22 protein-coding genes are annotated in these 22,081 nt (G+C 30.8%); 2 read left to right on the forward strand and 20 right to left on the reverse strand.

Annotation, left to right across the window (positions count from 1 at the left end; all coding sequences use genetic code 11):
- Nucleotides 1-8: 8 nt before the first annotated feature.
- A complete protein-coding gene (gene amaP, locus DES33_RS06730) occupies nucleotides 9-554 on the reverse strand; it encodes an alkaline shock response membrane anchor protein AmaP (protein WP_094224567.1) in 546 nt (181 codons plus the stop codon).
- Between the two features lie 300 nt (nucleotides 555-854).
- Here amaP and DES33_RS06735 point away from each other — a divergent pair, with 300 nt between their 5' ends.
- Nucleotides 855-1,811 (forward strand): 3-hydroxyacyl-CoA dehydrogenase, encoded by a 957-nt coding sequence (locus DES33_RS06735; protein WP_094224566.1) that lies wholly within the window; start codon nucleotides 855-857, stop codon nucleotides 1,809-1,811.
- Between the two features lie 59 nt (nucleotides 1,812-1,870).
- Here DES33_RS06735 and DES33_RS06740 read toward each other — a convergent pair whose 3' ends face one another.
- Genes DES33_RS06740 through DES33_RS06770 form a run of 7 tightly spaced genes read right to left on the reverse strand, consistent with a single transcriptional unit; the run spans nucleotide 1,871 to nucleotide 9,049 of the window.
- Entirely contained in the window at nucleotides 1,871-2,890 is a 1,020-nt protein-coding gene (locus tag DES33_RS06740) for a Gfo/Idh/MocA family protein (RefSeq protein ID WP_110058484.1), read from the reverse strand.
- Nucleotides 2,891-2,898: 8 nt separating this feature from the next.
- Nucleotides 2,899-4,230 (reverse strand): nucleotide sugar dehydrogenase, encoded by a 1,332-nt coding sequence (locus DES33_RS06745; RefSeq protein WP_094205515.1) that lies wholly within the window; start codon nucleotides 4,228-4,230, stop codon nucleotides 2,899-2,901.
- Nucleotides 4,223-4,801, reverse strand: coding sequence for an acyltransferase (locus tag DES33_RS06750; protein ID WP_094224564.1), 579 nt, complete (start codon nucleotides 4,799-4,801; stop codon nucleotides 4,223-4,225). The genes DES33_RS06745 and DES33_RS06750 overlap by 8 nt, the downstream gene beginning before the upstream one ends.
- Nucleotides 4,801-5,988: a DegT/DnrJ/EryC1/StrS family aminotransferase gene (locus tag DES33_RS06755; RefSeq protein ID WP_110058485.1), complete on the reverse strand. Its 1,188-nt coding sequence runs from the start codon at nucleotides 5,986-5,988 to the stop codon at nucleotides 4,801-4,803. The genes DES33_RS06750 and DES33_RS06755 overlap by 1 nt, the downstream gene beginning before the upstream one ends.
- Nucleotides 5,988-7,214, reverse strand: a complete 1,227-nt coding sequence (locus DES33_RS06760; RefSeq protein ID WP_094224562.1) for a glycosyltransferase family 4 protein — start codon at nucleotides 7,212-7,214, stop codon at nucleotides 5,988-5,990. Before DES33_RS06760 ends, DES33_RS06755 begins: the two co-directional genes overlap by 1 nt.
- 7 nt (nucleotides 7,215-7,221) lie before the next feature.
- On the reverse strand, nucleotides 7,222-7,854 hold the full coding sequence (locus DES33_RS06765; RefSeq protein WP_094224561.1) for a sugar transferase: 633 nt from the start codon (nucleotides 7,852-7,854) through the stop codon (nucleotides 7,222-7,224).
- 1 nt (nucleotide 7,855) lies between these two features.
- A complete protein-coding gene (locus tag DES33_RS06770) occupies nucleotides 7,856-9,049 on the reverse strand; it encodes a DegT/DnrJ/EryC1/StrS family aminotransferase (RefSeq protein ID WP_110058486.1) in 1,194 nt (397 codons plus the stop codon).
- A 165-nt stretch (nucleotides 9,050-9,214) separates the two neighbouring features.
- On the opposite strand from DES33_RS06770, the gene DES33_RS06775 reads away from it, so the two are divergent.
- A complete protein-coding gene (locus tag DES33_RS06775; RefSeq protein ID WP_094224559.1) occupies nucleotides 9,215-9,628 on the forward strand; it encodes a Fur family transcriptional regulator in 414 nt (137 codons plus the stop codon).
- 45 nt (nucleotides 9,629-9,673) lie between these two features.
- On the opposite strand, the gene DES33_RS06780 is transcribed toward DES33_RS06775, so the two are convergent.
- The 12 genes from DES33_RS06780 to DES33_RS06835 form a co-directional block, all read right to left on the reverse strand.
- Nucleotides 9,674-10,444, reverse strand: coding sequence for an XdhC family protein (locus DES33_RS06780; RefSeq protein ID WP_094224558.1), 771 nt, complete (start codon nucleotides 10,442-10,444; stop codon nucleotides 9,674-9,676).
- Nucleotides 10,434-11,246 (reverse strand): selenium-dependent molybdenum cofactor biosynthesis protein YqeB, encoded by an 813-nt coding sequence (gene yqeB, locus DES33_RS06785; RefSeq protein WP_094224557.1) that lies wholly within the window; start codon nucleotides 11,244-11,246, stop codon nucleotides 10,434-10,436. Before yqeB ends, DES33_RS06780 begins: the two co-directional genes overlap by 11 nt.
- Nucleotides 11,224-11,817: an NTP transferase domain-containing protein gene (locus DES33_RS06790; RefSeq protein WP_227930568.1), complete on the reverse strand. Its 594-nt coding sequence runs from the start codon at nucleotides 11,815-11,817 to the stop codon at nucleotides 11,224-11,226. The genes yqeB and DES33_RS06790 overlap by 23 nt, the downstream gene beginning before the upstream one ends.
- Nucleotides 11,818-11,897: 80 nt before the next feature.
- Nucleotides 11,898-12,701, reverse strand: coding sequence for a bifunctional 5,10-methylenetetrahydrofolate dehydrogenase/5,10-methenyltetrahydrofolate cyclohydrolase (locus DES33_RS06795; RefSeq protein ID WP_094206992.1), 804 nt, complete (start codon nucleotides 12,699-12,701; stop codon nucleotides 11,898-11,900).
- Nucleotides 12,698-13,162: a metallophosphoesterase family protein gene (locus DES33_RS06800; protein WP_110058487.1), complete on the reverse strand. Its 465-nt coding sequence runs from the start codon at nucleotides 13,160-13,162 to the stop codon at nucleotides 12,698-12,700. The genes DES33_RS06795 and DES33_RS06800 overlap by 4 nt, the downstream gene beginning before the upstream one ends.
- Nucleotides 13,143-13,745: an RdgB/HAM1 family non-canonical purine NTP pyrophosphatase gene (rdgB, locus tag DES33_RS06805; RefSeq protein WP_110058488.1), complete on the reverse strand. Its 603-nt coding sequence runs from the start codon at nucleotides 13,743-13,745 to the stop codon at nucleotides 13,143-13,145. Before rdgB ends, DES33_RS06800 begins: the two co-directional genes overlap by 20 nt.
- Nucleotides 13,745-15,166 (reverse strand): Asp-tRNA(Asn)/Glu-tRNA(Gln) amidotransferase subunit GatB, encoded by a 1,422-nt coding sequence (gene gatB, locus DES33_RS06810; RefSeq protein WP_110058489.1) that lies wholly within the window; start codon nucleotides 15,164-15,166, stop codon nucleotides 13,745-13,747. The genes rdgB and gatB overlap by 1 nt, the downstream gene beginning before the upstream one ends.
- Nucleotide 15,167: 1 nt before the next feature.
- Complete coding sequence (gatA, locus tag DES33_RS06815; protein WP_110058490.1) at nucleotides 15,168-16,559, reverse strand: Asp-tRNA(Asn)/Glu-tRNA(Gln) amidotransferase subunit GatA; 1,392 nt, start codon at nucleotides 16,557-16,559, stop codon at nucleotides 15,168-15,170.
- Nucleotides 16,559-16,840: an Asp-tRNA(Asn)/Glu-tRNA(Gln) amidotransferase subunit GatC gene (gene gatC, locus DES33_RS06820; RefSeq protein ID WP_094224551.1), complete on the reverse strand. Its 282-nt coding sequence runs from the start codon at nucleotides 16,838-16,840 to the stop codon at nucleotides 16,559-16,561. The genes gatA and gatC overlap by 1 nt, the downstream gene beginning before the upstream one ends.
- Nucleotides 16,841-16,890: 50 nt before the next feature.
- On the reverse strand, nucleotides 16,891-18,879 hold the full coding sequence (gene ligA / locus DES33_RS06825; RefSeq protein WP_110058491.1) for an NAD-dependent DNA ligase LigA: 1,989 nt from the start codon (nucleotides 18,877-18,879) through the stop codon (nucleotides 16,891-16,893).
- The gene (locus DES33_RS06830; RefSeq protein ID WP_110058492.1) at nucleotides 18,879-21,053 is read right to left on the reverse strand and encodes an ATP-dependent helicase; all 2,175 of its coding nucleotides are present in this window, start codon (nucleotides 21,051-21,053) and stop codon (nucleotides 18,879-18,881) included. Before DES33_RS06830 ends, ligA begins: the two co-directional genes overlap by 1 nt.
- A gap of 129 nt (nucleotides 21,054-21,182) precedes the next feature.
- Nucleotides 21,183-22,016, reverse strand: coding sequence for an undecaprenyl-diphosphate phosphatase (locus DES33_RS06835; protein WP_110058493.1), 834 nt, complete (start codon nucleotides 22,014-22,016; stop codon nucleotides 21,183-21,185).
- Nucleotides 22,017-22,081: the final 65 nt, after the last annotated feature.

Consider the following 22,081-nt stretch of genomic DNA (forward strand, 5'->3'; position numbering starts at 1 on the left):
CTTACCCCCTATACTACCCTTTTATTTGTAGATTTTGCCAAATCCAAGAATTTTACAGTAATATCTTTAACTTTGTAACCAGTTAAAGTTTCCAAATTAGTCTTGATATCATTTTTGATGTTTTCACCAAGACCTCCTACATTTGACATATCCCTTACTCCAACCTCTACATCACAATTCATATATGGTTCATTTGAATTGTTGACTCTTACATTAACATTAGAAGTTCTGACATCATTAAATCTATTTACTGTACTTTTTACAGTATTTTCAAGTGCATCTGTAGATATCATAACTTCTCCATCCTTGTCTTTTGAGATCAAGAAATCACTTAAACTATCAGAGAGTATTGCTTTAAACATTATTATAAGTGCCCCTAGTAAAATTAAGGCTCCTATAACTGCTAATATATAAAAGCATACCTCATTCATCATGAGCTCTCTGAGATTATAACTAACTTGTCCAAAATTGAATACTGTGAAAAACATTACTAAAGAAAACAAAATTAGTAATATTGAAAACAATATATGAACAAATTTTTTAAATCCACTCATAAAACCTCCTTGTAAATTATTGATATATTTGTTACCTAATATATATACCACTTTTGAATAAATCCTAAACAGCAATTTGTTAAATTATAAAAATTTACTCTTTATTAATTGTTTTAAAAATGGTTTTAACCTCTAGCGCCTTAATTTAATTATACCCTTCTTATAAATTTCTAAACATTTTAAAAATTAAAAACGCGAAAAATTACACAATTTGTTCAATTACGATTTGTAAAATTACTTAAGGGGTATATAAATATTGAATAAACTTACAATATAGGTTAATTTAAAGGAGGCAAATTTATGAAAATTAAAAATGTAACAGTGGCTGGTGGAGGAGTTTTAGGATCTCAAATAGCATTTCAAACTGCATTTAAAGGCTTTGAGGTCAACGTATGGTTAAGAAGTGAAGGTTCTGTAGATAGAGCTAAGCCACGTTTTGATGCATTAAAAGAAACATATCTAAGTATACTAGATAGAATTAAGGTTGGATTATCTGATGATAACACTGTTAACTCAGTCATTATACCTAGAGGTATTTCTTCAAATAAATTGATACTTGATGATATTGAAAATTTAAAAAAAGATGTAGAAGAAGGGTTTAATAGGATTCATCTTTTAACAGACTTAGAAAAATCAGTTGAAAATTGTGATTTATTGATTGAAGCTGTTTCTGAAAACCCAGAACAAAAATCAGATTTTTATACGAATTTGGCCAAAGTATTAAATGATAATACTATAGTTGCAACAAATTCATCAACATTATTACCAAGTTCGTTTAAGGATTTACTTCCTCATCCAGAAAAATATCTTGCTCTTCACTTTGCAAATGAAATTTGGAACAATAATACAGCAGAAATTATGGGACACAGCGAAACTTCCCATGAAGTATACGATGAAGTAGTTAACTTCGCAAAAGATATAGGAATGATTCCATTAAAATTAAAGAAAGAACAACCAGGATATCTACTAAATTCATTATTAGTTCCATTACTAGATGCAGCAATGACTCTAAAGGCTTTAGACATAGCTGACATCGAAGATATCGACAACGCTTGGAGATACGGAACAGGTGCTCCATTTGGACCTTTCCAAATACTAGATGTAGTCGGTCTTAAAACTGCTTATAATATCACTTTAAATAAACCAGATGTAAATGATGAAAATTCTGTAACATATCAGATTGCACAAATGTTAAAGAAATATATAGATGAAAACAAATTAGGTAGAGGAACAAAAGAAGGTTTCTATAAATACTAATTAAATTGAAACAAGCTCTTGATAAAAATCAAGAGCTTGTTTGTTTTCAAAATATTATATTAGTCAATCCAACCGTAAGCTTTCATTAATACTTCAACTGGCTTTCTTCCTTCGTGACCATTGATTAGCGGCTGAGTATTTGTATTTATTGCGTGAATAAAATCTTTATATAATGGAGTGTGTCCGTTTCCGTACACATTATCGATAGATTTATCATCTTCCAATTCTCCGGTTTCAGATTCATCTTCAAATACCCAAGTTTTTATTTCGTTAACAGCTAACCCACCGATAACGGCAGTTCCTGTTGACCCAAATACAGAAATAGTTTCTTCAAGATTTTTAGGATAAACATCGGCACTACCTTCCAATAGTCCAATTCTACCGCTCTTAAATCTCATCAAAATTACGCCGTAATCTTCCATTTCTATGTCTCTTAGGAAAGTTTCTGTTTCAGCCTTTACGCTTACTAATTCATCGTTCATCATCCATAACAGCAAGTCTAGTGCATGTATACATTGGTTCATCAATGTACCACCATCTAATGCCTTTGTTCCTCTCCATGGGGCTAAGTTATAGTAGTTTTGATTTCTGTTCCATAAAACCCTTGCTGTGATGTTTGTCAATTTTCCAAATTTATTAGCATCAATTGTCTTTTTCAATTTTTGAATTGGAGGATTAAATCTATTTTGGTGACACACTCCAACTTTTAATCCTTTTTCATCAGCTAACTTATTAATTTTATCTATTTCTTCCAAACTCATAGCCATTGGTTTTTCAATCAATACATGTTTTGATTGTTCTAAACAGTAAAGAGCTATCTCACCATGATAACCACTTTCTGTTGAAATAGAGCACATATCTATGTCGACCTCTTCTAACATTTTTTTGTAATCAGTGTATACTTTTACATCTCTGTCAGAAAATCTTTCCAAATATTCATCTCTTTTTTCGATGGCTCTTTCTTCAATAATATCGCATACTGCAATTAATTCCATTTCTGAATCATTGTTTGCAATTCCTTCTACGTGTTTATAAGAAATTCTACCACAGCCAATCATTGCGCATTTAATTTTTTGCATATTACCTCTTATAATAATTCTATTTTATCTTTATTGTTTTCTACGTTTCTTGTAGCATATTTTGTATCAAATACAAATGGTGCATTGTCTACAACCATTTGATAATCAACATTTGTGTGATCTGCAGTTATTACAACTAAATCGTAGCCTTTAACTACTTCTGGATTAATTTCTTTTAATGAGTATGTCTTAGATCCATCTGGGTTGAAATAAGAAGGATTGAATCCATCATAATAATCTACGATTGCTCCTTCTTCTCTGAATTTATCCATTACAACAAATGCTGGAGAATCTCTTAAATCGTCGATGTCTTTTTTGTAAGCAATACCTAGAATTAAAACTTTTGAACCATTTAAAGGTTTTTTAAATTTTCTAGATAAAATCTTCATAGATCTATCTACAACCCATTCAGGCATACTATCATTTACAGTACCACTTGCTTCTATGATTGGCATGTGTACATCGTATTCTCTAGCTTTCCAAGTCAAATAGAATGGATCCAATGGTATACAGTGTCCACCTACACCAGGACCTGGATAGAATGCTTGATATCCGTATGGTTTTGTCTTAGCAGCGTCTACTACTTCCCACATATTGATATCCATTTTATTAGCTAATTTGGCAAATTCATTTACCAATCCGATATTTACATTTCTATATGTGTTTTCAAGAATTTTTTCCATTTCAGCAACTCTTGGTGAAGATACAGTCATAACTTCTCCTTCAAGTACATTTCTGTACAATGCTGCTGCAACTTCTGTAGATTCTGAACCAATTCCTCCAACAACTTTTGGAGTGTTCTTAGTTTTGTATTGTTTGTTACCCGGATCTACTCTTTCAGGAGAGAATGCTAAGTAAAAATCTTCTTCACATTTCAAGCCTGAACCATTTTCCAATATAGGCCTCATTAATTCTTCAGTAGTTCCTGGATAAGTAGTGGATTCTAAGACAACTATAGATCCTTTTTTCAAATGTTTAGAAACATCTGTAGTTGATTTTTCAACGTAAGAAATGTCTGGTTGTTGGTAAATATCCAATGGTGTTGGAACAGCAATAGCTATGAAATCACAACTTGCAACTGATTCAAAATCACTTGTAGCTCTTAATTTTCCAGATTCAACAATAGCTTTTAATTCTGAATCAACAACATCACCAATATAATTAACTCCATCGTTAACCATTTGAACTTTTTCAGGTTGTACATCAAATCCAATAACAGTATAACCGGCTTTTGCCTTTTCAACTGCTAATGGCAATCCTACATAACCTAATCCCACAACCCCTACTACTAGAGATTTATCTTCGATTTTTCCCAATAATTCTTCTTTTAAATTATTCATTTGATACCTCACTCAATTTATAATCATTTAATAAATATTTCTTGTCACATTTTTCACATATATAATCTGTGAGGGAAACTCTTTTTAGGTTTTCTCCACATGAACATGCATATCCATGATGTCTAGCTGGATTTCCTACTACAATTTCGTAATCCCCGACATCTTTTGTAACAACTGCTCCTGCTCCAATTATAGCATATTTGCCAATTGTGTTTCCACAAACAATAGTCGCATTGGCGCCAATAGACGCGCCTTCTTTAATAGTTGTTTTTCGATATTCATCTTTTTTCTCAATAAAAGCCCTTGGATTAATAACATTTGTAAATACACAAGAAGGTCCTAGGAACACACCATCTTCACAAACAACACCAGTATACACACTAACATTATTTTGAACTTTACAATTATTACCAAGCGTAACATCTGGAGAAATAACAACATTTTGACCAATATTACATTTTTCTCCAATAGTGCTACCTGACATCACATGACTAAAATGCCAAATTTTAGTACCTTTACCAATCTTTGTCTCTTCATCTATATAGCAAGACTCATGAGCAAAAAAGTCCATTATACTATCTCCTTTATAGAATTAATAATATATTCTCTTTCCTCATCGTTCATTTCTGGGAACAATGGAATAGCAAAAGTTCTTTCTGAAAGATATTCCGCATTAGGGAAATCTCCCTTCTTATATCCTAAATCATTAAAAGCTTTTTGTAAATGCATAGGAACCTTGTAATAAGTTCCAGTAGCGATGCCTTTTTCTTTTAATTTTGATTCTATTTCTTCTCTGTTTTCAGATTGTAAAATAAATAAATGGAAAACGTGCTTTCCGCCTTCAGTTTCTGTTGGCATTACCAATGAAGTATCCTTTAAAGCTTCGATGTATCCGTGTGAAATACTTCCTCTGTTTTCTGTATATTCGTCTAAATGCTTTAATTTAATTCTCAAAATAGCAGCCTGGATTTCGTCTAATCTTGAATTGTGACCGATTAAATAGTTATAGTATTTCAATGGATTGTAAACAGTATTATCTCCTGAATTTTGTTCCACAACCTCAACTTCTTCATCATTTAATATAGCATAAGCTTTCATCCCATTTTCGCCACTACCGTGAACCTTCAATGCTCTTATAATAGTTGCCAAATCATCATCATTAGTTGTGATCATTCCACCATCACCAAAACATCCTAAGTTTTTTGTAGGGAAAAATGAGAAACAAGCTACATCTCCTAAATTACCTACATTTTTGCCATTATATTGTGAATTAATTGCTTGTGCTGCATCTTCAACAACATACAAATTATGTCTTTTTGCAATATCATTTATTTCATCCATTTTACATGCATTTCCAAATAAATGAACACAAATAATTGCCTTTGTTTTGTCTGTAATCTTTTCTTCTATTTGAGAAGGATCGATATTATAAGTATCCAATTCAACATCACAAAATACAGGTGTAGCTCCAACAAATCTTATAGCTTCAGCAGTTGCAAAGAAAGTGTAATCAGTAGTTATAACTTCATCTCCTTCTTTGATTCCCAAAGACTTCAACGCTATAATCAAAGCGTCAGTTCCATTTCCAACTGTAATTGCATGTTTTACACCAATTTTTTCAGATATTTCTTTTTCAAATTGTTTAACATTTTCACCCATTATATATTGTGCATTTTTGAAACACTCTAATACACTTGTATTTACTTCTTCTTCAATGTTCTTATATTGTCTTTTCAAATTCAACAATGGTATATTCATTAAAATCCCCCATTTAAAGTTTTAAATATATCTTCCAATTTATCAGTTAAAATTTTGTAATCATAATTTGCTGCTGCTTCTTTAGAATTTTCACAAAATTGTTTATAATCAATATCTTTTAAATTATAAAAGTACAATATTCCGTCCCTTAAAGCATCTGCAGAACCACTTTTTACTGTCTTACCACAGTTAAATTTTTCAATAATATCATAATTACATTTTAAATTAGATAATATAGGTTTGTTTGCAGCTAAATACTCAAATAGTTTATTAAAACTCATTCCATATTTATATAAATTAATATCTTGTCCAGTAATTACATTCAAATCTGATCTTGTAACTATAGAAGGTACATATCTTTTGTCAACAGAACCTTTAAAAACAACATTTTTTTGTGAATTTTCTCTAACTTTTTTTATAAGGCTTGCTTCAAATTCACCTTTCCCATAAACAATAAGTTTTATATTTTCATAATCAGAAAGTTTATTCATTGCATCAATCAAAGTATCAACTTGATTTGCTCGTCCTAAAGCGCCTGTATAAACAATTTTAAAGATATTTTTATCATCTAAATCTACATCTTCCAAATGATATTTTTTTATTGATTCATTGAAATCTTCTAGTACAACTCCATTATTTATGTGAAATACATTATCTCTATTAATTCCTCTTGATTTCAGATAGTCTTTTCCGCCCTCCATTGTGAATATTAAAGCATCTGAAGACTTATACACAGATTTCTCAATAGCATATAGAATTTTTGCCACAGGATGATTTTTACTGAATTTACCCATTTCTATAAAAGTTTCTGGCCATAAATCTCTTGTTTCACAAATTAATTTAGCGTGATTGTTTTTGGCTATTTTCCTTGAAGCTAACCAAGTTAAACTATGAGGTGCAGAACAATAAACAACATCAACCCCAGAGTACCTTTTAGATACTGATAATAGGTTTTTATAGAATTGTATCATATTAATTACACGGTCTTTACCATTCCCAGTGTAATTTTTTGCCTTAATATATACAAATTTCAAGGAATCAATTATTTCTTCTTTATATTTTTTTTCATCATTAATCACATTTAAATCTGTTCCATGTGTAGTAGATGCTGTAAATAAAGTAACATTATGTCCTCTTTTTTGTAATTCTTTTGCAAAATTATAATGTCTTAAATATCTACCCTTCCCTGGAACATCAATATAATGATTTATAATCCAAATATTCATAAAACTCCTATAAAATCTTCAATGTTTGAAGAATTATTTTAATATCATTTAATAAATTAATATTTTCAATGTATTGTTTGTTTAGTTCGATTTTATTAGGCATAATTTCTTCAACATATGTCTTTTCAGGATTGTCAGATTTGTCCAAAATTTCTGATTCATCTCTGTATTTTATACTCGCCAAATCCGTAATTCCTGGTCTAATTTTCAAAATATCTTTGTCCGAATCAGAATACATATCGACGTACTTTCTAACTTCAGGTCTCGGACCAACAAAACTCATATCTCCGACCAATACATTGAACAATTGTGGAAACTCATCTAATTTAGTTTTTCTCAAAAACTTTCCTACTTTCGTTATTCTAGGATCGTTTCCAACTGTTATTGCCATTCCCAATTTTGGAGCATCCACAACCATCGTTCTAAATTTCAAAATTGTAAAGTCCTTATTATTTTTCTTAACTCTTTTTTGCTTGAAAAACACAGGACCTTTTGAATCTAATTTTATAGCAATGGAAATTATAATCATTGGGATTGCCATAACCAAAATTCCAAATAAAGATGCTAAAATATCAAATAATCTTTTGATGAAAAGATTAAATTTGCTATTTTTAAGGATTTCATCTACTCGATTGTCCATATTATTTACCACTAACTATATCCTTGTAAGTTTCGATTACATATGCTACTTCATCATCTGACAATAATGTATGAAGCGGCAATGTTATTTCGTTTTTGTATTGTTCAAAAGTATTAGGATAATCTTTGATATCAAATCCTAGATTTTTGTATCCTGTCATCATTGCAATTGGTTTGTAGTGAACATTAGTAGCAATGCCTTTTTCTGCCATCTTGACGATTATATCGTTGCGAGTTTGTTCATCTATACCTTCAACTCTTGTTAAATACAAATGACCGTTACTTGTATAATCTTTTCCAAAATGATTTAAATAACTTATTGAGGTATTATCTAAACCATCGTTATACATTTTTATTATTTCTTTTCTTCTAGCCAATAAATCGTCATATCTTTCTAATTGTGCAAGACCAATTGCCGCTAATATATCAGGCATATTGTATTTGTAATAAAGGCCTTTAATGTCGTATTCCCATGCACCTAATTTTGTTTTGGCTAATGCATCTTTGTTTTGTCCATGTAAGGAATATAATTGTAAATCATTGTAAATCTTATCTACATCACCAATATTTATAGCAAGCATTCCACCTTCAGCTGTAGTAAAGTTTTTAACAGCATGGAATGAAAAAGATGCAATATCTTGGAATGATCCAATTTTTTTACCCTTATATGTTGAACCTAAAGCATGTGCACTATCAGAAATCAAAGCAACTCTTCCCAAAGATTCTTGTATCTCATTTGAAGGTCTGAATATTGATTTCTTAGCTTCAATTATTTCGTAAATTTTATCGTAATCAACAGGAACTCCTGCGATATCAACTGGAATAATAGCCTTAGTATTTTCATTTATGGAATCATATAATTTATCATAATCCATAAAGTAGGAATCCTTTTGAACGTCTACCAATTTAATCGTAGCATTCAAATGATCTATAACTGAACAGCTTGCAGTATAAGTGTAAGCCGAAGTAATACATTCATCCTTCTTTCCATTTACGCCCAAAATTCTAAGCGCACATTCCAATGCAGCAGTTGCTGAATTAAAGCAACAAGTCTTTTTTGATTGTGTATATTCTTGTAAGTTTTTTTCTAATTGTTTGGTTTTCGGTCCAGTTGTAATCCAACCGGATTTTAATGCGTCTACCACTTCTTCAATTTCTTTATCAGAAATATCAGGTGGTGAAAATAAAATGTTCATAAACAACTCTCCTTATTTCACTAACTATATATTATACCACTAATCTGTGAAATTTTAGATATTAATAACGAAAAAGTTGACAAATTGTAGCATTTTTCCAAATTTAAAATTTAAATATTCATAAACATTTCATAATAAAATGATATAATAATGATAGGTGATAATATGAAAAACGAAATCTTGTTGAACAATGGTTTAAGAATCACAAAAGCAAGGAAACTTATAATATCGATTTTAGACAAAACAGAACAACCTATATCTGCAGAAGATTTGTATGAGATTTTTAAGGAGAAAGAAGAATCCAATTTGTCTACAATTTACAGAAATTTAAAAATATTAAAAAATAAAGGAATAGTTGAAATTGTATGTGAAATTGATGGTATTTCATACTACAGATTAAAAGGCAAAAAACATAAACACAGCATAATTTGTGAATCTTGCGGCAAAATCATTCCTATCGATCATTGTCCTGTCGAAAAAATAGAGACGGATTTGGAAAACAAAACCGGTTTCAAAATTGACTCACATACTCTTGAATTTAGAGGTGTCTGTCCGGATTGCCAAAATAAAAATAAATAAATTAAACAAAAGCATGACTTTGATGTAAGTCATGCTTTGTTTAAATTATTTTCCGTTTTTAACTTTTAAAATTTGAGACATTATCGAAATAGCTATTTCTTCTACAGATCCATCATCAATATCAAGCCCTACTGGAACATTAATACTATCGACTAAGCTCTTGTCCACATTTTTTTCTATCAAATTTCGTTTTAACGTGTCTGCTTTTTTCCTTGAGCCTAACATTCCGAAGTATTTATGGGGTTTGTTCAAAATATTAAAGGCAACTTCTTCGTCGTGCTTATGGTCTCTAGTTGCAGATATAATAAAAGTATCTGGTGTAAATCTCAAATCATCTATCGAATCTTCGATTTCTTTATTGATATATTTTTTTATATTAGAAAAATCTTCGTTGTAAATAAACTCATCTCTATCATCAACAACTATGACTTCAAAATTTGTTAAAGTTGCAATTCTGGCTAGTTTTTGAGAACAGTGACCAGCTCCAAAAATAATCAAAGTTGGTTTAGGAAAAAACACTTTACCAAATCCACTAGCCCTACCTCCACAACTCATACTAACTTTTTCTCCCTCATTAAGAACATAATCAAATTCGAAGTCACTATCTTTTTTTAAGTTTTCAATAGAATCTTTGATTACTTGGTGTTCGATAGCACCACCTCCTACAGTTCCAAAAGTTTTTCCGTCTTCACGAACAGCCATAATGTTTCCTTGTTTACCAGGAACTGATCCTCTATTTTTAAACAATGTCACCATCATACATTTATATCCATCTTCCAAAGACTTATACATTTCTAACAAAACATCATTTTGCATACTTTTCTCTCCTGTTTTCTAACATCATAATCGCTTCCAAAACTGCCCCACCAATTGCTCTAGCTTTATCGCTAATTGTAAAACAATTTTCTACTTCTTCATATCTCGGATCAATATCAATTATTTTAAGTCCTTTTTTGACCTCAAAATTATCTCTAATCATTCCACGTATAACGCCATCTAAAGTCGCTCTTATATAATTATCTCCGACTTTTGCTATAATCTCTTCCTTATTAACAATATCTGAAATACTTTTAATATGTGTAAATTGACCATCAAAATCAGAGTATATAACTCTTTCATTGGAAAATCCATCAATAATTCCTGGAATACTTGTGTTTTTCTTTGCGAATCCTTGTTCGATAATTCTTGCTAAATCATGACCACGCATAGTTTCAATCACAATATCGCAATCAACACCTGCTTCAAAACCAGGGCCTAATCCTATCGTAATCTCAGCCATTTCTTTTTTTAATCCAGAGTTTTTCTTAGCTAATATAGCATCCACCACTACATCAAATTTCATCTTATTTAATATTGTAAGTTTTGGATCTACTATTATCACGGGATTGTATCGTTCTAAGTATTGCCCAATTTCATCTAAATTTTCGCACAAAACAGCTTCTATATCTTCTACAACTGTTTTTTTCTCGTAAATCGCCTCAGAAAGTGACACTTTTCTTCTTATACTACTTGGATTTGAAACTTCAGTAACAACACATTTGAACCCAGCGCGAACAAGTTTTTGAATTGTACCTGTGGCTATATCACCTGCGCCTCTAACTAAACAAATTTTCTGCATTTAAAATCCTTTCATAATCTTCACTCGTGTCTATGTCCATTAGTTCTCTTTCATAATTTACATCTACATATTTTACATCATTCAAATTCTTGTTCTTAACTATTGAACCTTTTTCATCGTTTTTCAGTGACAATAATTGATTGAAAAATTTATTGGAGAAAATTACAGGATTTCCAACTTTATCATTAAACTTCAATTGACAAATCTTGTTTTTTTCAAATGAATTAATTAATTTTTCTATTGAAATTTCTGTTAATAATGGCTGGTCAGAAACTAGAAAACAAATCCCATCCATCTCTTTGAAATATTTGACTCCTAATTTGATTGATTCGCTTTGTCCAATTTCATTGTTCGGATTATTAATAGTTTTGATTCCGATTTTTTTGCAATATTTTATTATCGTAGAATTATTCGTAATGACAACTCTATCACAAAAGTTTGATTTTGCTACCAAATCAATAATATATTCAAAAATAAATCTATTATTATATTTCAGCATTAATTTGTCAGATTTCATTCTCTTGGACAAACCACTTGCCATTATTACTGCGCCTATTTTCAAAATTATCACCTAATCTATTATACACTTTTAGTTTATTGCAATCAAAAACCTCTTTATCTTAATTGATAAAGAGGTTTTTGGGATAAAAATTATTGTCTATTCAAAGCGCCTTCAACCATTTGCAACAATAATACTCTTGTTGTGATTTTTCCAACGCTATTTGCCAATACTTTTACGTTAACTTCTGGATTAACATCGCCTGATAATTTTCCGTTTTCATCCAAGCTAACTCCAACATCTACTACATAAGAATCTTCGGTAAAGTAAGAATCATCAAACATTTTAGCTTTTCCAACTGCAGTTACAACCAAATCAGCGTTTTTAGTAAATGATTTTATGTCTTCTGTTCTAGAGTGACACATTGTAACAGTCTTATTTTCTTTTATAAGCATATTGAAAAGTGGTTTACCTAAAACTAATGATCTGTTTACGATTACTACGTTTTTAACGTCAAAGTTGTAGTATTTAACTATTTCAACAACAGCTCTAGCTGTAGCTGGATAATATGCATCTTCTTCTGCTGCCAAAACTTTTCCTAAGTTAACCATTCCCATCGCATCGATATCTTTTTCTGGAGCGATTATATATTGAATTTCTTTTTCCAATTTTTTATCTTTTAATGGTCTAAACATCAATATACCGTCGTGTGTTTCATTTAGTTCTTTGATAGTTTGGATTAATTTTTCATTTTCTCCTTCTTCTAAAACTATTTGATCACAAGTTATGTTCAACTTAGCGCAGTTGTTTTTTACAGCTTTTTCGTAAGAAATATCTCCTGCATTTTCACCAACTCTTACAGTTGCAACTTTAACTTCTCTGCCTAATTTTTCTACACCATCGATAATTCTTTTACCTAAATCTTCTCTAAGTTCTTTAATGTCTAAAACGTTCATAAAAGTATCCTTTCTATTTGTTCTTTTTTTGTATCGTATATTAAAAATCCAGCTTGACCATCTCTTGGATAAGTTACAGATCCTGGATTGATAACCCAAACGCCATCAATTGTTTCATTAAAATACCTATGCGTATGTCCATACAAACACATTTTGCAATTTAAAGATTTGCTCTTTTCGACTAATCTTGTCACTCCTGAAGATACATTGTACTTATGCCCATGTGTTATGAAAATATTTTTATCAGAAATTCTAATAACCTTGTCATATTCACCACCAGCAACATAAAAATCGTTATTTCCTTTTACATAAATGACTTCTACTTTTAATAAATCTTCAAGTAAAATTGCATCATCGCACACATCTCCTAAGTGAACGATGATGTCAATTTCTTTATCAAATAAATAGTCATAAACCTTTGTGATTTTGTTATGTGTACCACTAATTATTGCTACTTTCATTTAAACCTTTCAAGATGATTTTGGCGTTTTCGAGAGCTCTCTTCCTGTGACTAATCTTGTTTTTCTCAAAATCTTCCATTTGTGCAAAACTTATATCGTAACCATCTGGCATAAATATACTATCGTAACCAAAACCATGTTCTCCACATTCTTCAAGTAAAATCTTGCCCTCTACTCTACCTTTAGCTTGATGAATTTCATTATTTGAATCTATGATTGTAATCACAGTTTCAAAATAAGCACTTCTATCTTCTTTGTCTTTCAATTCAGATAAAAGTTTTTGACGATTTTTACTATCGTCGCACTCATCGCCTGCAAATCTCGCAGAGTATACTCCAGGTCTTCCATCCAAAGAATTTACGAAAAGCCCAGTGTCATCACTCATTACAATATCATCTGTATATTTTTTTAGAAATTTAGCTTTGATAAGTGAATTGCCTTCCAAAGTTTCTGCATCTTCTACTGCATCTTCATTTATACCCAATTCGGATTTGGAATACACATCATAGTTTAAATCAGAAAGTATTTCTTTTATTTCAGAAACTTTTCCTTTATTTCCTGTAGATAAATATATTTTCTTCATTAGATTTTCTCTTTGATTAATTCATTGAACTTTTGAGGATTTCCTTTACCTTTTGATTTTTTCATACATTGACCAACCAAGAAACCTATAGCACGATCTTTTCCATTTCTAATACTTTCGATTGATTCTGGATTTTCTGCTACGACTTCATCCACTATTTGTTGTAGTAAATTATCGTCATCAACTTGTAATAATCCTTTTTCTTTGACATAAACTTCTGGGTCAAAGTTTTCATTGAACATTTCTCTCAAAACTTTTTTTGCAGTTTGATTATTTATTTTCTTAGCTGAAGAAAGTTTAATCAATTTTGCCAAATTTTCAGCAGACATATTCATTTCTTCTACTTCAATTTCATTTTCATTTACTTGACGAAGTACATCTCCCAATAACCAATTCGAAGATTGAACAGGATCATTAGAAATTTTTACAACTTCTTCGTAGTAGTCAGCCAAGTATCCATTTCTTGTAAGAATATCAGCGTCGTATTCATCAATCTTGTATTCGTTCATGAATCTTTCTTTACGCATTTGTGGAAGTTCAGGCAAATTATTTTTGATTTCCTCGATATATGATTGTTCCACATAAGTTTTAGGAATATCTCCTTCAACTGAGAATCTGTAATCATTTCCTTCTTCTTTGTGTCTCATAACTATTGTAGTTTGAGTGTCCTCATCCCATCTTCTGGTTTCTTTTTCGCCGATTTTATTTTCTTTTGCCAATTGGATGTGTCTTTCTTGTTCATAAACCAAAGCTTTTGATACTGATTTGAATGAGTTCAAGTTTTTGATTTCAGAAATTTTAGTTTTAAAATCAGAATCTTCATCGTAAACATTGATGTTAACATCGCATCTCAATGATCCTTCACTCATCTTAACATCTGATATTTTCAAATATTTAATTCTTTCTCTTAAAGTTTCTAAAAATTCTCTGGCTTCATCAGGAGTGCTCATATCTGGCTCACTAACTATTTCAATTAGTGGAACTCCCGCTCTGTTATAATCCATTAAAGTGTTTCCACTTTCGTTGTGGATTGATTTACCTGTATCTTCTTCTATGTGAATTCTTCTAATTCTAACTTTTTTACCTTTAGTAGATGATTTTAATTCAATATATCCATTTGTGCAAAGTGGTTGGTCCTCTTGCGTGATTTGATATCCTTTAACTAAATCAGGGTAGAAGTATTTTTTTCTGTCCATCTTAAATTCATTAGCAATGTCACAATCAAAAGCTAGTCCTGCCATGATAGCGTATCTTAAAGCTTCTTTGTTCATGTGAGGAAGTGCTCCAGGATGACCTAAACAAATCGGACATACATTTGTGTTTGGAACTTGTCCGAATTCATTCTTACAACCACAAAACATTTTAGTTTTAGTTGATAATTCAACGTGAATTTCCAATCCTATAAGTGTTTTTAAGTTCATGCTATCTCCTTTCAAACGCTAAAGCTGCATTCAATAAATTTTCTTCGTCGTGACTATTTGCAATTAGTTGCAAACTAGTTGATATTCCTGATTTGTAAGGAATTGAAATAGCACACAATCCACTCAAGTTTACAATTACATTGAAAATACCTGAATCGTATACAGCCAATGGATCGTCTTTTCTACTGTCTAATTCGTAAGGTAAGCTTGTCATTGTAGGTGTAGCAATGAAATCAAAATCTTTGAAAATATTTTTAAATTCTTGTGAAAGTAGATTTCTAACTTTTAAACCTTGTTTGTAAATTTTTTGGTCATTGGAACTTGCTAGATAAAAAGTTCCCATAGCAATTCTTCTCTTAACTTCTTCGCCAAATCCTTCGCTTCTTACCTTAACGAATAAATCTCTTGTATTTTCATAATCATCTGTCAAATATCCATATCTAATTCCATCAAATCTTGACATATTAGATGACACTTCACTAGTAACTATTACGTTGTATAGCGCATTTGCGTATTTTAAATATTCAAAGTCGATTTCTACTAAATCGGCACCTAATTTTTTTAGAATCTCCAATATTTCTTGGTATTCTTTGATAACTGTTTTATCTTTGCTATATTTTTTCAAATCAACAACTGCAATGTTTTTGCCCTTAAAATCATAATTTTTCTTTTGAACATTTACTTCAGATTGAATTGTAGTCATATCATTGTCATCGTGACCTGCAATTACATTGTAAGTATCCATTATATCTTCAACAGAATTTGATAATATACCAACTTCATCCAAAGTATTTGCCATTGATTGAACTCCAAATCTAGAAATAGAACCATAAGTTGGCATAAATCCAACGACATTACAACAAGAGGCTGGTTGTCTGCTAGATCCGCCTGTGTCAGTTCCCAAACTTACAACAGCCATTTCAGCTTTGATACTGGCAGCTGATCCTGATGAAGAACCTCCTGGGATTAATTTTGTGTCTACAGGATTTTTTGTAGGTCCAAAATAACTTGTTTCAGAAGAAGATCCCATGGCAAATTCATCCATATTAACTTTTCCAACTATAACGCAATCTTCTTCTTTTAATTTTTTGATTACAGTGGCATCATAAATTGAAACATAATCCTCTAACATCTTTGATCCACAAGTCATCTTCAAATCTTTTACATTGATATTGTCCTTGACGCTTACTGCAACACCGAACATTTTTCCCAGCTTTTCGTTGTTTTTTGCTTTTTCAATTAGCTTTTCAACTTGTTGGTCAACGAATGATTTGTCGTAAGTTATGAACACATTCAAATCTTTTTTTGATTCTATTAATTTGTCCAAATCATTGTAGAAGTCCTTTAAACTCTCAGGATTTTCTACAAATTTGTTTCTAAGATTTTCTATCATTATTCCACCACTTTCTTCAATTTAAAATAACCATACTCACGAGATTTTGCATTTTTTAACGCAACTTCTCTTGGAATTGATTCTTTTGGTGTATCTTCTCTAAGTATGCTGTGATATTGTGGCAAAAATTCTAAGTATTCCACACCTTCAGTATCACATTCCATAATCATACTTGCAAAATCCAATACAGTATTGTATTTTTCATATAAATCATCCACGTTTTCAGTTAACTCTAGGTTAGCCAAATCATAGATTTTTACTACTTCATCTCGATTAATCATACTAACTCCTTTTTAATTCATGATTAAATTTTATCATAAATAAATTAAATTTATAAGTTGTCTAAGAATGAATTCAATTCATCTTCTGTCATTAATTTTACACCCAAATCCTTCGCTTTTGTAAGTTTGGATCCAGCTTTTTCTCCATACACCACATAATCAGTATTTTTGGATACAGAAGATGAAACTTTTGCCCCCAAATTTGATAACTTATCTGTAAGTTCTTTTCTAGAATAATTCACCAAACTTCCCGTCAACACAAAAGTTAAATTATCCAATTTCTTTTCAATATTTTCAGGGTTTTTAATTTTAATTCCTTTTGATATAAGTGAATCAATAGAATGAGAAATAGTTTCGTCATGGAAAAATTCTACGATTTCTTCTGCAATTACATTTCCAATATCTTCGATTTGAATTAATTCTTCAAACTTCGCTTCTCTCAAATTATCAAAGCTTTTATATTTTTGTGCCAATTCAAAGCTCGTCTTCTCACCAATTTCAGGAATTCCCAATGCAAAGATGAAATTAGCCAAATCAACATTTTTGCTTTTTTCAATTGCATTGATAAGATTTTGGCTCTTCTTTTCTTTAAATCCTTCTAATTGCAACAACTGCTCTTTTTTTACATCGTAAATTTCTTCAATTGATGTGATGTTTAATTTTTCAAGAAGAACTTCCAAAGTTTTTTCGCTTAATCCGTCGATATTCATTGCATTTCTACTTGCAAAATGAACCATTCTCTTAACTAATTGTGGAGTACAACTCATTGAATTTGGACAGAAAATATGGACTCCATCTCTAAATAATTCACTATGACAATATGGACAGTAATGCGGGATTTCAATTTCTTTGGTATCTTCTTGCTCAGGATTTACGACTCCCATTATTTCTGGAATTACATCGTTTGATCTTCTAATGAAAACTTCTGAATTCAATCTTACTTGTTTTCTTTCAATATCGTCAATATTATTAAGTGTAGCTCTTTTTACAGTTACATTCCCAATTTCTACAGGTTCCAACAAAGCCGTCGGAGTTACTTTTCCAGTTCTTCCAACATTCCATTCCACTTCTTTGACAATTGTTGTAAATCTTTCAGGTTCAAATTTGTAAGCTATTGCCCATCTTGGAAATTTATTAGTGTAGCCTAATTTTTCTCTAGTTTTAAAATCATTTACTTTAATTACCACACCGTCAGTCAACACGTCAATTTCATTTCTTAATTCAAAAATCTCATCAATAAATCCTGAAATTTCTTCGAATGACGTAGCGTGTTTTTCGTATGGATACAATTTGAAATAATTATCTTTCAAAAATTTCATCATTTGTTCTTGAGTTTCAAGCCCGTTTTCTTCCAAATAATTTACATTGTAGAAATAAGCATCCAAGTTTCTTTCTCTTGTTACCGCTGGATCTAAGTTTCTAAGAGCTCCTGCTACTGCATTTCTAGCATTTTTTAGTTTTGGTTCATGAGTTTTATTGTATTTTTCTAATGAAGAAAGTGGCATGACTCCTTCGCCTTGGATTTCCATCAATCGTGTGTCTTTTATTTTCAATGGAATTGAATTGATAGTTCTCACTTGGCTTGTAATAACTTCTCCGATAGTGCCGTTACCTCTTGTAGTAGCCATTACCAAATATCCACCGTCATAAGTCAAATTTACTGTCAAACCGTCAAACTTAAATTCTACATAAAATTCAACAGTTGGCAATTTATTTACATGATTTTTATTGTAATTTTCTACAAACTCAATGGTTTTATTGACCCAATTTCTAACTTCTTCTTTGCTTTGCGCTTTTCCTAAACTGTACAAAGTATTCAAGTGCACATGCTTTTCAAATCCCGATAAAACTTCTCCACCAATTCTATTTGTAGGAGAATTTGGTAGAATAATTCCCGTCTCTTTTTCAAGATTTACAAGCTCATCATACAAAACATCGTACTCTGAGTCCTCAATCAAAGGATCGTCCAAAGTATAATAATGAAAAGCGTATTTATTTAGTATGTCTACTAAATATTTTATTCTGTCTTCCTTTTCCATTATTCAACCCTTGTTAGTGGTGCTAGTGATGAATTTAGCTTCTTCAATCCTTTTTTGTCGAAATTAATCGTCAACTCATCTCCATTGTCTTTTTCTACAATTCCAACGATTACACCAGTTCCGAACTTTTTGTGTGAAACCTTATCTCCAGCTCTGTACTTTTCATTGTTTTTAGTAACAGTATTTTGTTTTTTAGTGATTGAAGCTGATGCTTCTGTCCTGTAATCGTCAACTACTTTTGTGTTGAACGATTCTCTAAAACTAACCTCTTTATTAGGAGATTCGTCTTTATATTTATTTTCCATTTCCTCTATAAACCTCGATTCAGCTTTTGTTTGAAATTCATTAAATCTTCTTCTCGATTGTACACTTGTAATGTACAATTTTTTCCTTGCCCTTGTGATTGCCACGTAGCACAATCTTCTCTCTTCTTCTACATCTTCATCTACTCTTGATGGAATAGTACCTTCTTCTAGCCCAGTGAAAAATACAACATCAAACTCCAATCCTTTTGCCGCGTGGATTGTCATCATTGATACACCTTTAGTATTGTCATCTGTTTTATCCAAATCAGTCATCAAAGAAGATGTTTCCAAATATTCTCTCAAGTTTTTATCAGGATTATCTTGAACAAATTGATATAAAGACGAAATGTATTCGTCAATATTTTCCAACCTTGTCTTATCATCTCTATTAGTTGATTTTTCTAGATTCTCTCTGTATCCTGTTTTATCCAAAATATATTCCATAAGTTCTGCAACATTCAAATCGTCTTTTGGAAAGCTTTTGATTAAATAATAAAACTCTTGAAGTTTTTTTGCTGTAACATTTGAAAAATCAGGAAGATCTGTGTTTTTGATGTATTCCATCATGCTAATTCCTCTTGCTTGAGAATATTGCAACAACTTATCCATAGTTGTTTTGCCAATTCCTCTTTTCGGCTCATTGATAATTCTATTTAATGCCATATTATCATTCAAATTTTCAACAATTCTAAGATAACTAACACAATCTTTGATTTCTTTTCTATCGTAGAATTTCAATCCACCTACAACTCTATTAGGAATTCCTAGTCTATTCAATTTTTCTTCGAAGAGTCTTGATTGTGCATTAGTTCTGTACAAAATCGCCATTTCTTCGTATGGATTTTGTCGATATCTTTCTTGCTCAATCCATTGAACCACTTGGTCTGCCTCATCTAAATCAGAATACATTCTCCTATATATAGGCATATCCCCTTCATTTTTTGCAGTCCACAAATTTTTATCTTTTCTAAGTGAATTGTTTTTAATCACAGTGTTTGCCAAATCCAAGATAGGTTGTGTTGAACGATAATTTTGTTCTAATAAAATAACTTTTGCATTCTTAAAATCTTTTTCAAAGTTTTGAATGTTTTGTATGTTTGCTCCTCTCCAACCGTAAATTGATTGGTCAGAATCTCCTACACAGCAAATATTATCGTTTTTAGAAACCAAATTTTTGATAAGCTTGTACTGAGTATCGTTTGTATCTTGGTATTCATCGACAAACACGTACTTAAATCTTTCAGAATATTTTTCTCTCAAGTCGGTATTTTCTTCGAACAACAAATTAGTCTTCACAATCAAATCATCAAAGTCTAACGAATTGTATCTTTTTAATTTGTGTTCGTATTTTTGGAATAATTCCATAGTAAAAGTGCTTAAACTTATATCAAAATCTTCTTTGTCGATATTTTTTTCTGTAGCACCTGCGTTTTTTAATCTAGAAATTGTATTGATTTCGTTTTTGATTTCGATATTTTTAGGATCTACTCCCATATCCTTTAAACATTCTTTTACAAGAGATATTTGATCTGCTCTGTCATAAACTGTAAAGTTTCTTTCGAAACCAATTCTTTCTATTTCTACTCTCAATATTCTAGAACAAATGGCATGAAAAGTTCCTATCCACATGCTGTCTACGTCTTCTTGTAAGATGTTTTCAACTCTTTCTTTCATTTCTTTGGCAGCTTTGTTTGTGAAGGTAATTGCCAAAATTTCGTATTTTGAACACAATCCTTTCTCCAAACAATATGCAATTTTCGTAGTCAAAACTTTTGTTTTACCACTTCCTGCTCCTGCCAATATCAACATAGGACCATCTGTATTTTCGACTGCTTCTCTTTGTCTGTCATTTAAATTATCTAAATTCATCATAACTCCTTATGTATCAATAAAAAAATAAGTCGCTACAACTTATTTTTTCAAATATATATTCGTCTATGTTTTCTAATGTTCATTTAGGAATAATTGCAACTATTCCTCCACATTATTATATCACAACTATCTGATTAGTCCGAAATAAATTAGAACCAATACACCAAGAGCAATTCTGTAATAACCAAACACTTTGAAATCATTGTTTTTGATGTAATTCATTAAGAATTTAATTGTGATTACAGATACAATAAAACTTACTGCAGTTCCCAATAATAACACGAATGCTTCCATTGCTGTAAAACTAAATCCAAATTTCACAAGTTTTAGTAAACTTGCTCCAAACATTGTTGGAATTGCCAAGAAAAATGTAAATTCAGCTGCAATTGTTCTGGATAATCCTATAGCAATACCACCTAGAATTGTAGCTCCAGAACGTGAAGTTCCTGGGAACACCGCTGCAATTACTTGAAATAATCCTACAATAAAAGCTTGTTTGTAAGTAATTTTATCAATACTATCGACTAATTTTTTGTGTGATTCTTTGTTTTTGTTTTCAATTATAATAAAAAGAATACCGAAAATTATTAGTGCTAATGAAATCACAAAATAATTATAAAAGTGTTCTTCGATAAAATCATCAAATTTTATACCAATAATAGCCGCTGGAATACACGCAACAATTATTTTTGCCCACATTATCATTTTGCTTTTACTAATTGATATCAAATGAGTTTGACCTTTCTTAAATGGCCACACTTTGTTCCAATAAATTACTACAACTGCCAAGATTGCTCCCAATTGAATTACAACGGTAAACATTGATTTGAAAGCATCTGACATGTTCAATTTGATAAATTCGTCCAATAATAAAATATGACCAGTTGAACTAACTGGCAACCATTCTGTTATTCCTTCAATAATTCCTAAAAGAATAACTTTTAATATTTCTATAAACATATTTCCTCCAATTTCTTAACTACTCATATTATATGAAAAATCCGTTTATTATTCAATCTCAAATG

The organism is Finegoldia magna (genome assembly GCF_003182075.1).
Lineage (GTDB): Bacteria > Bacillota > Clostridia > Tissierellales > Peptoniphilaceae > Finegoldia > Finegoldia magna.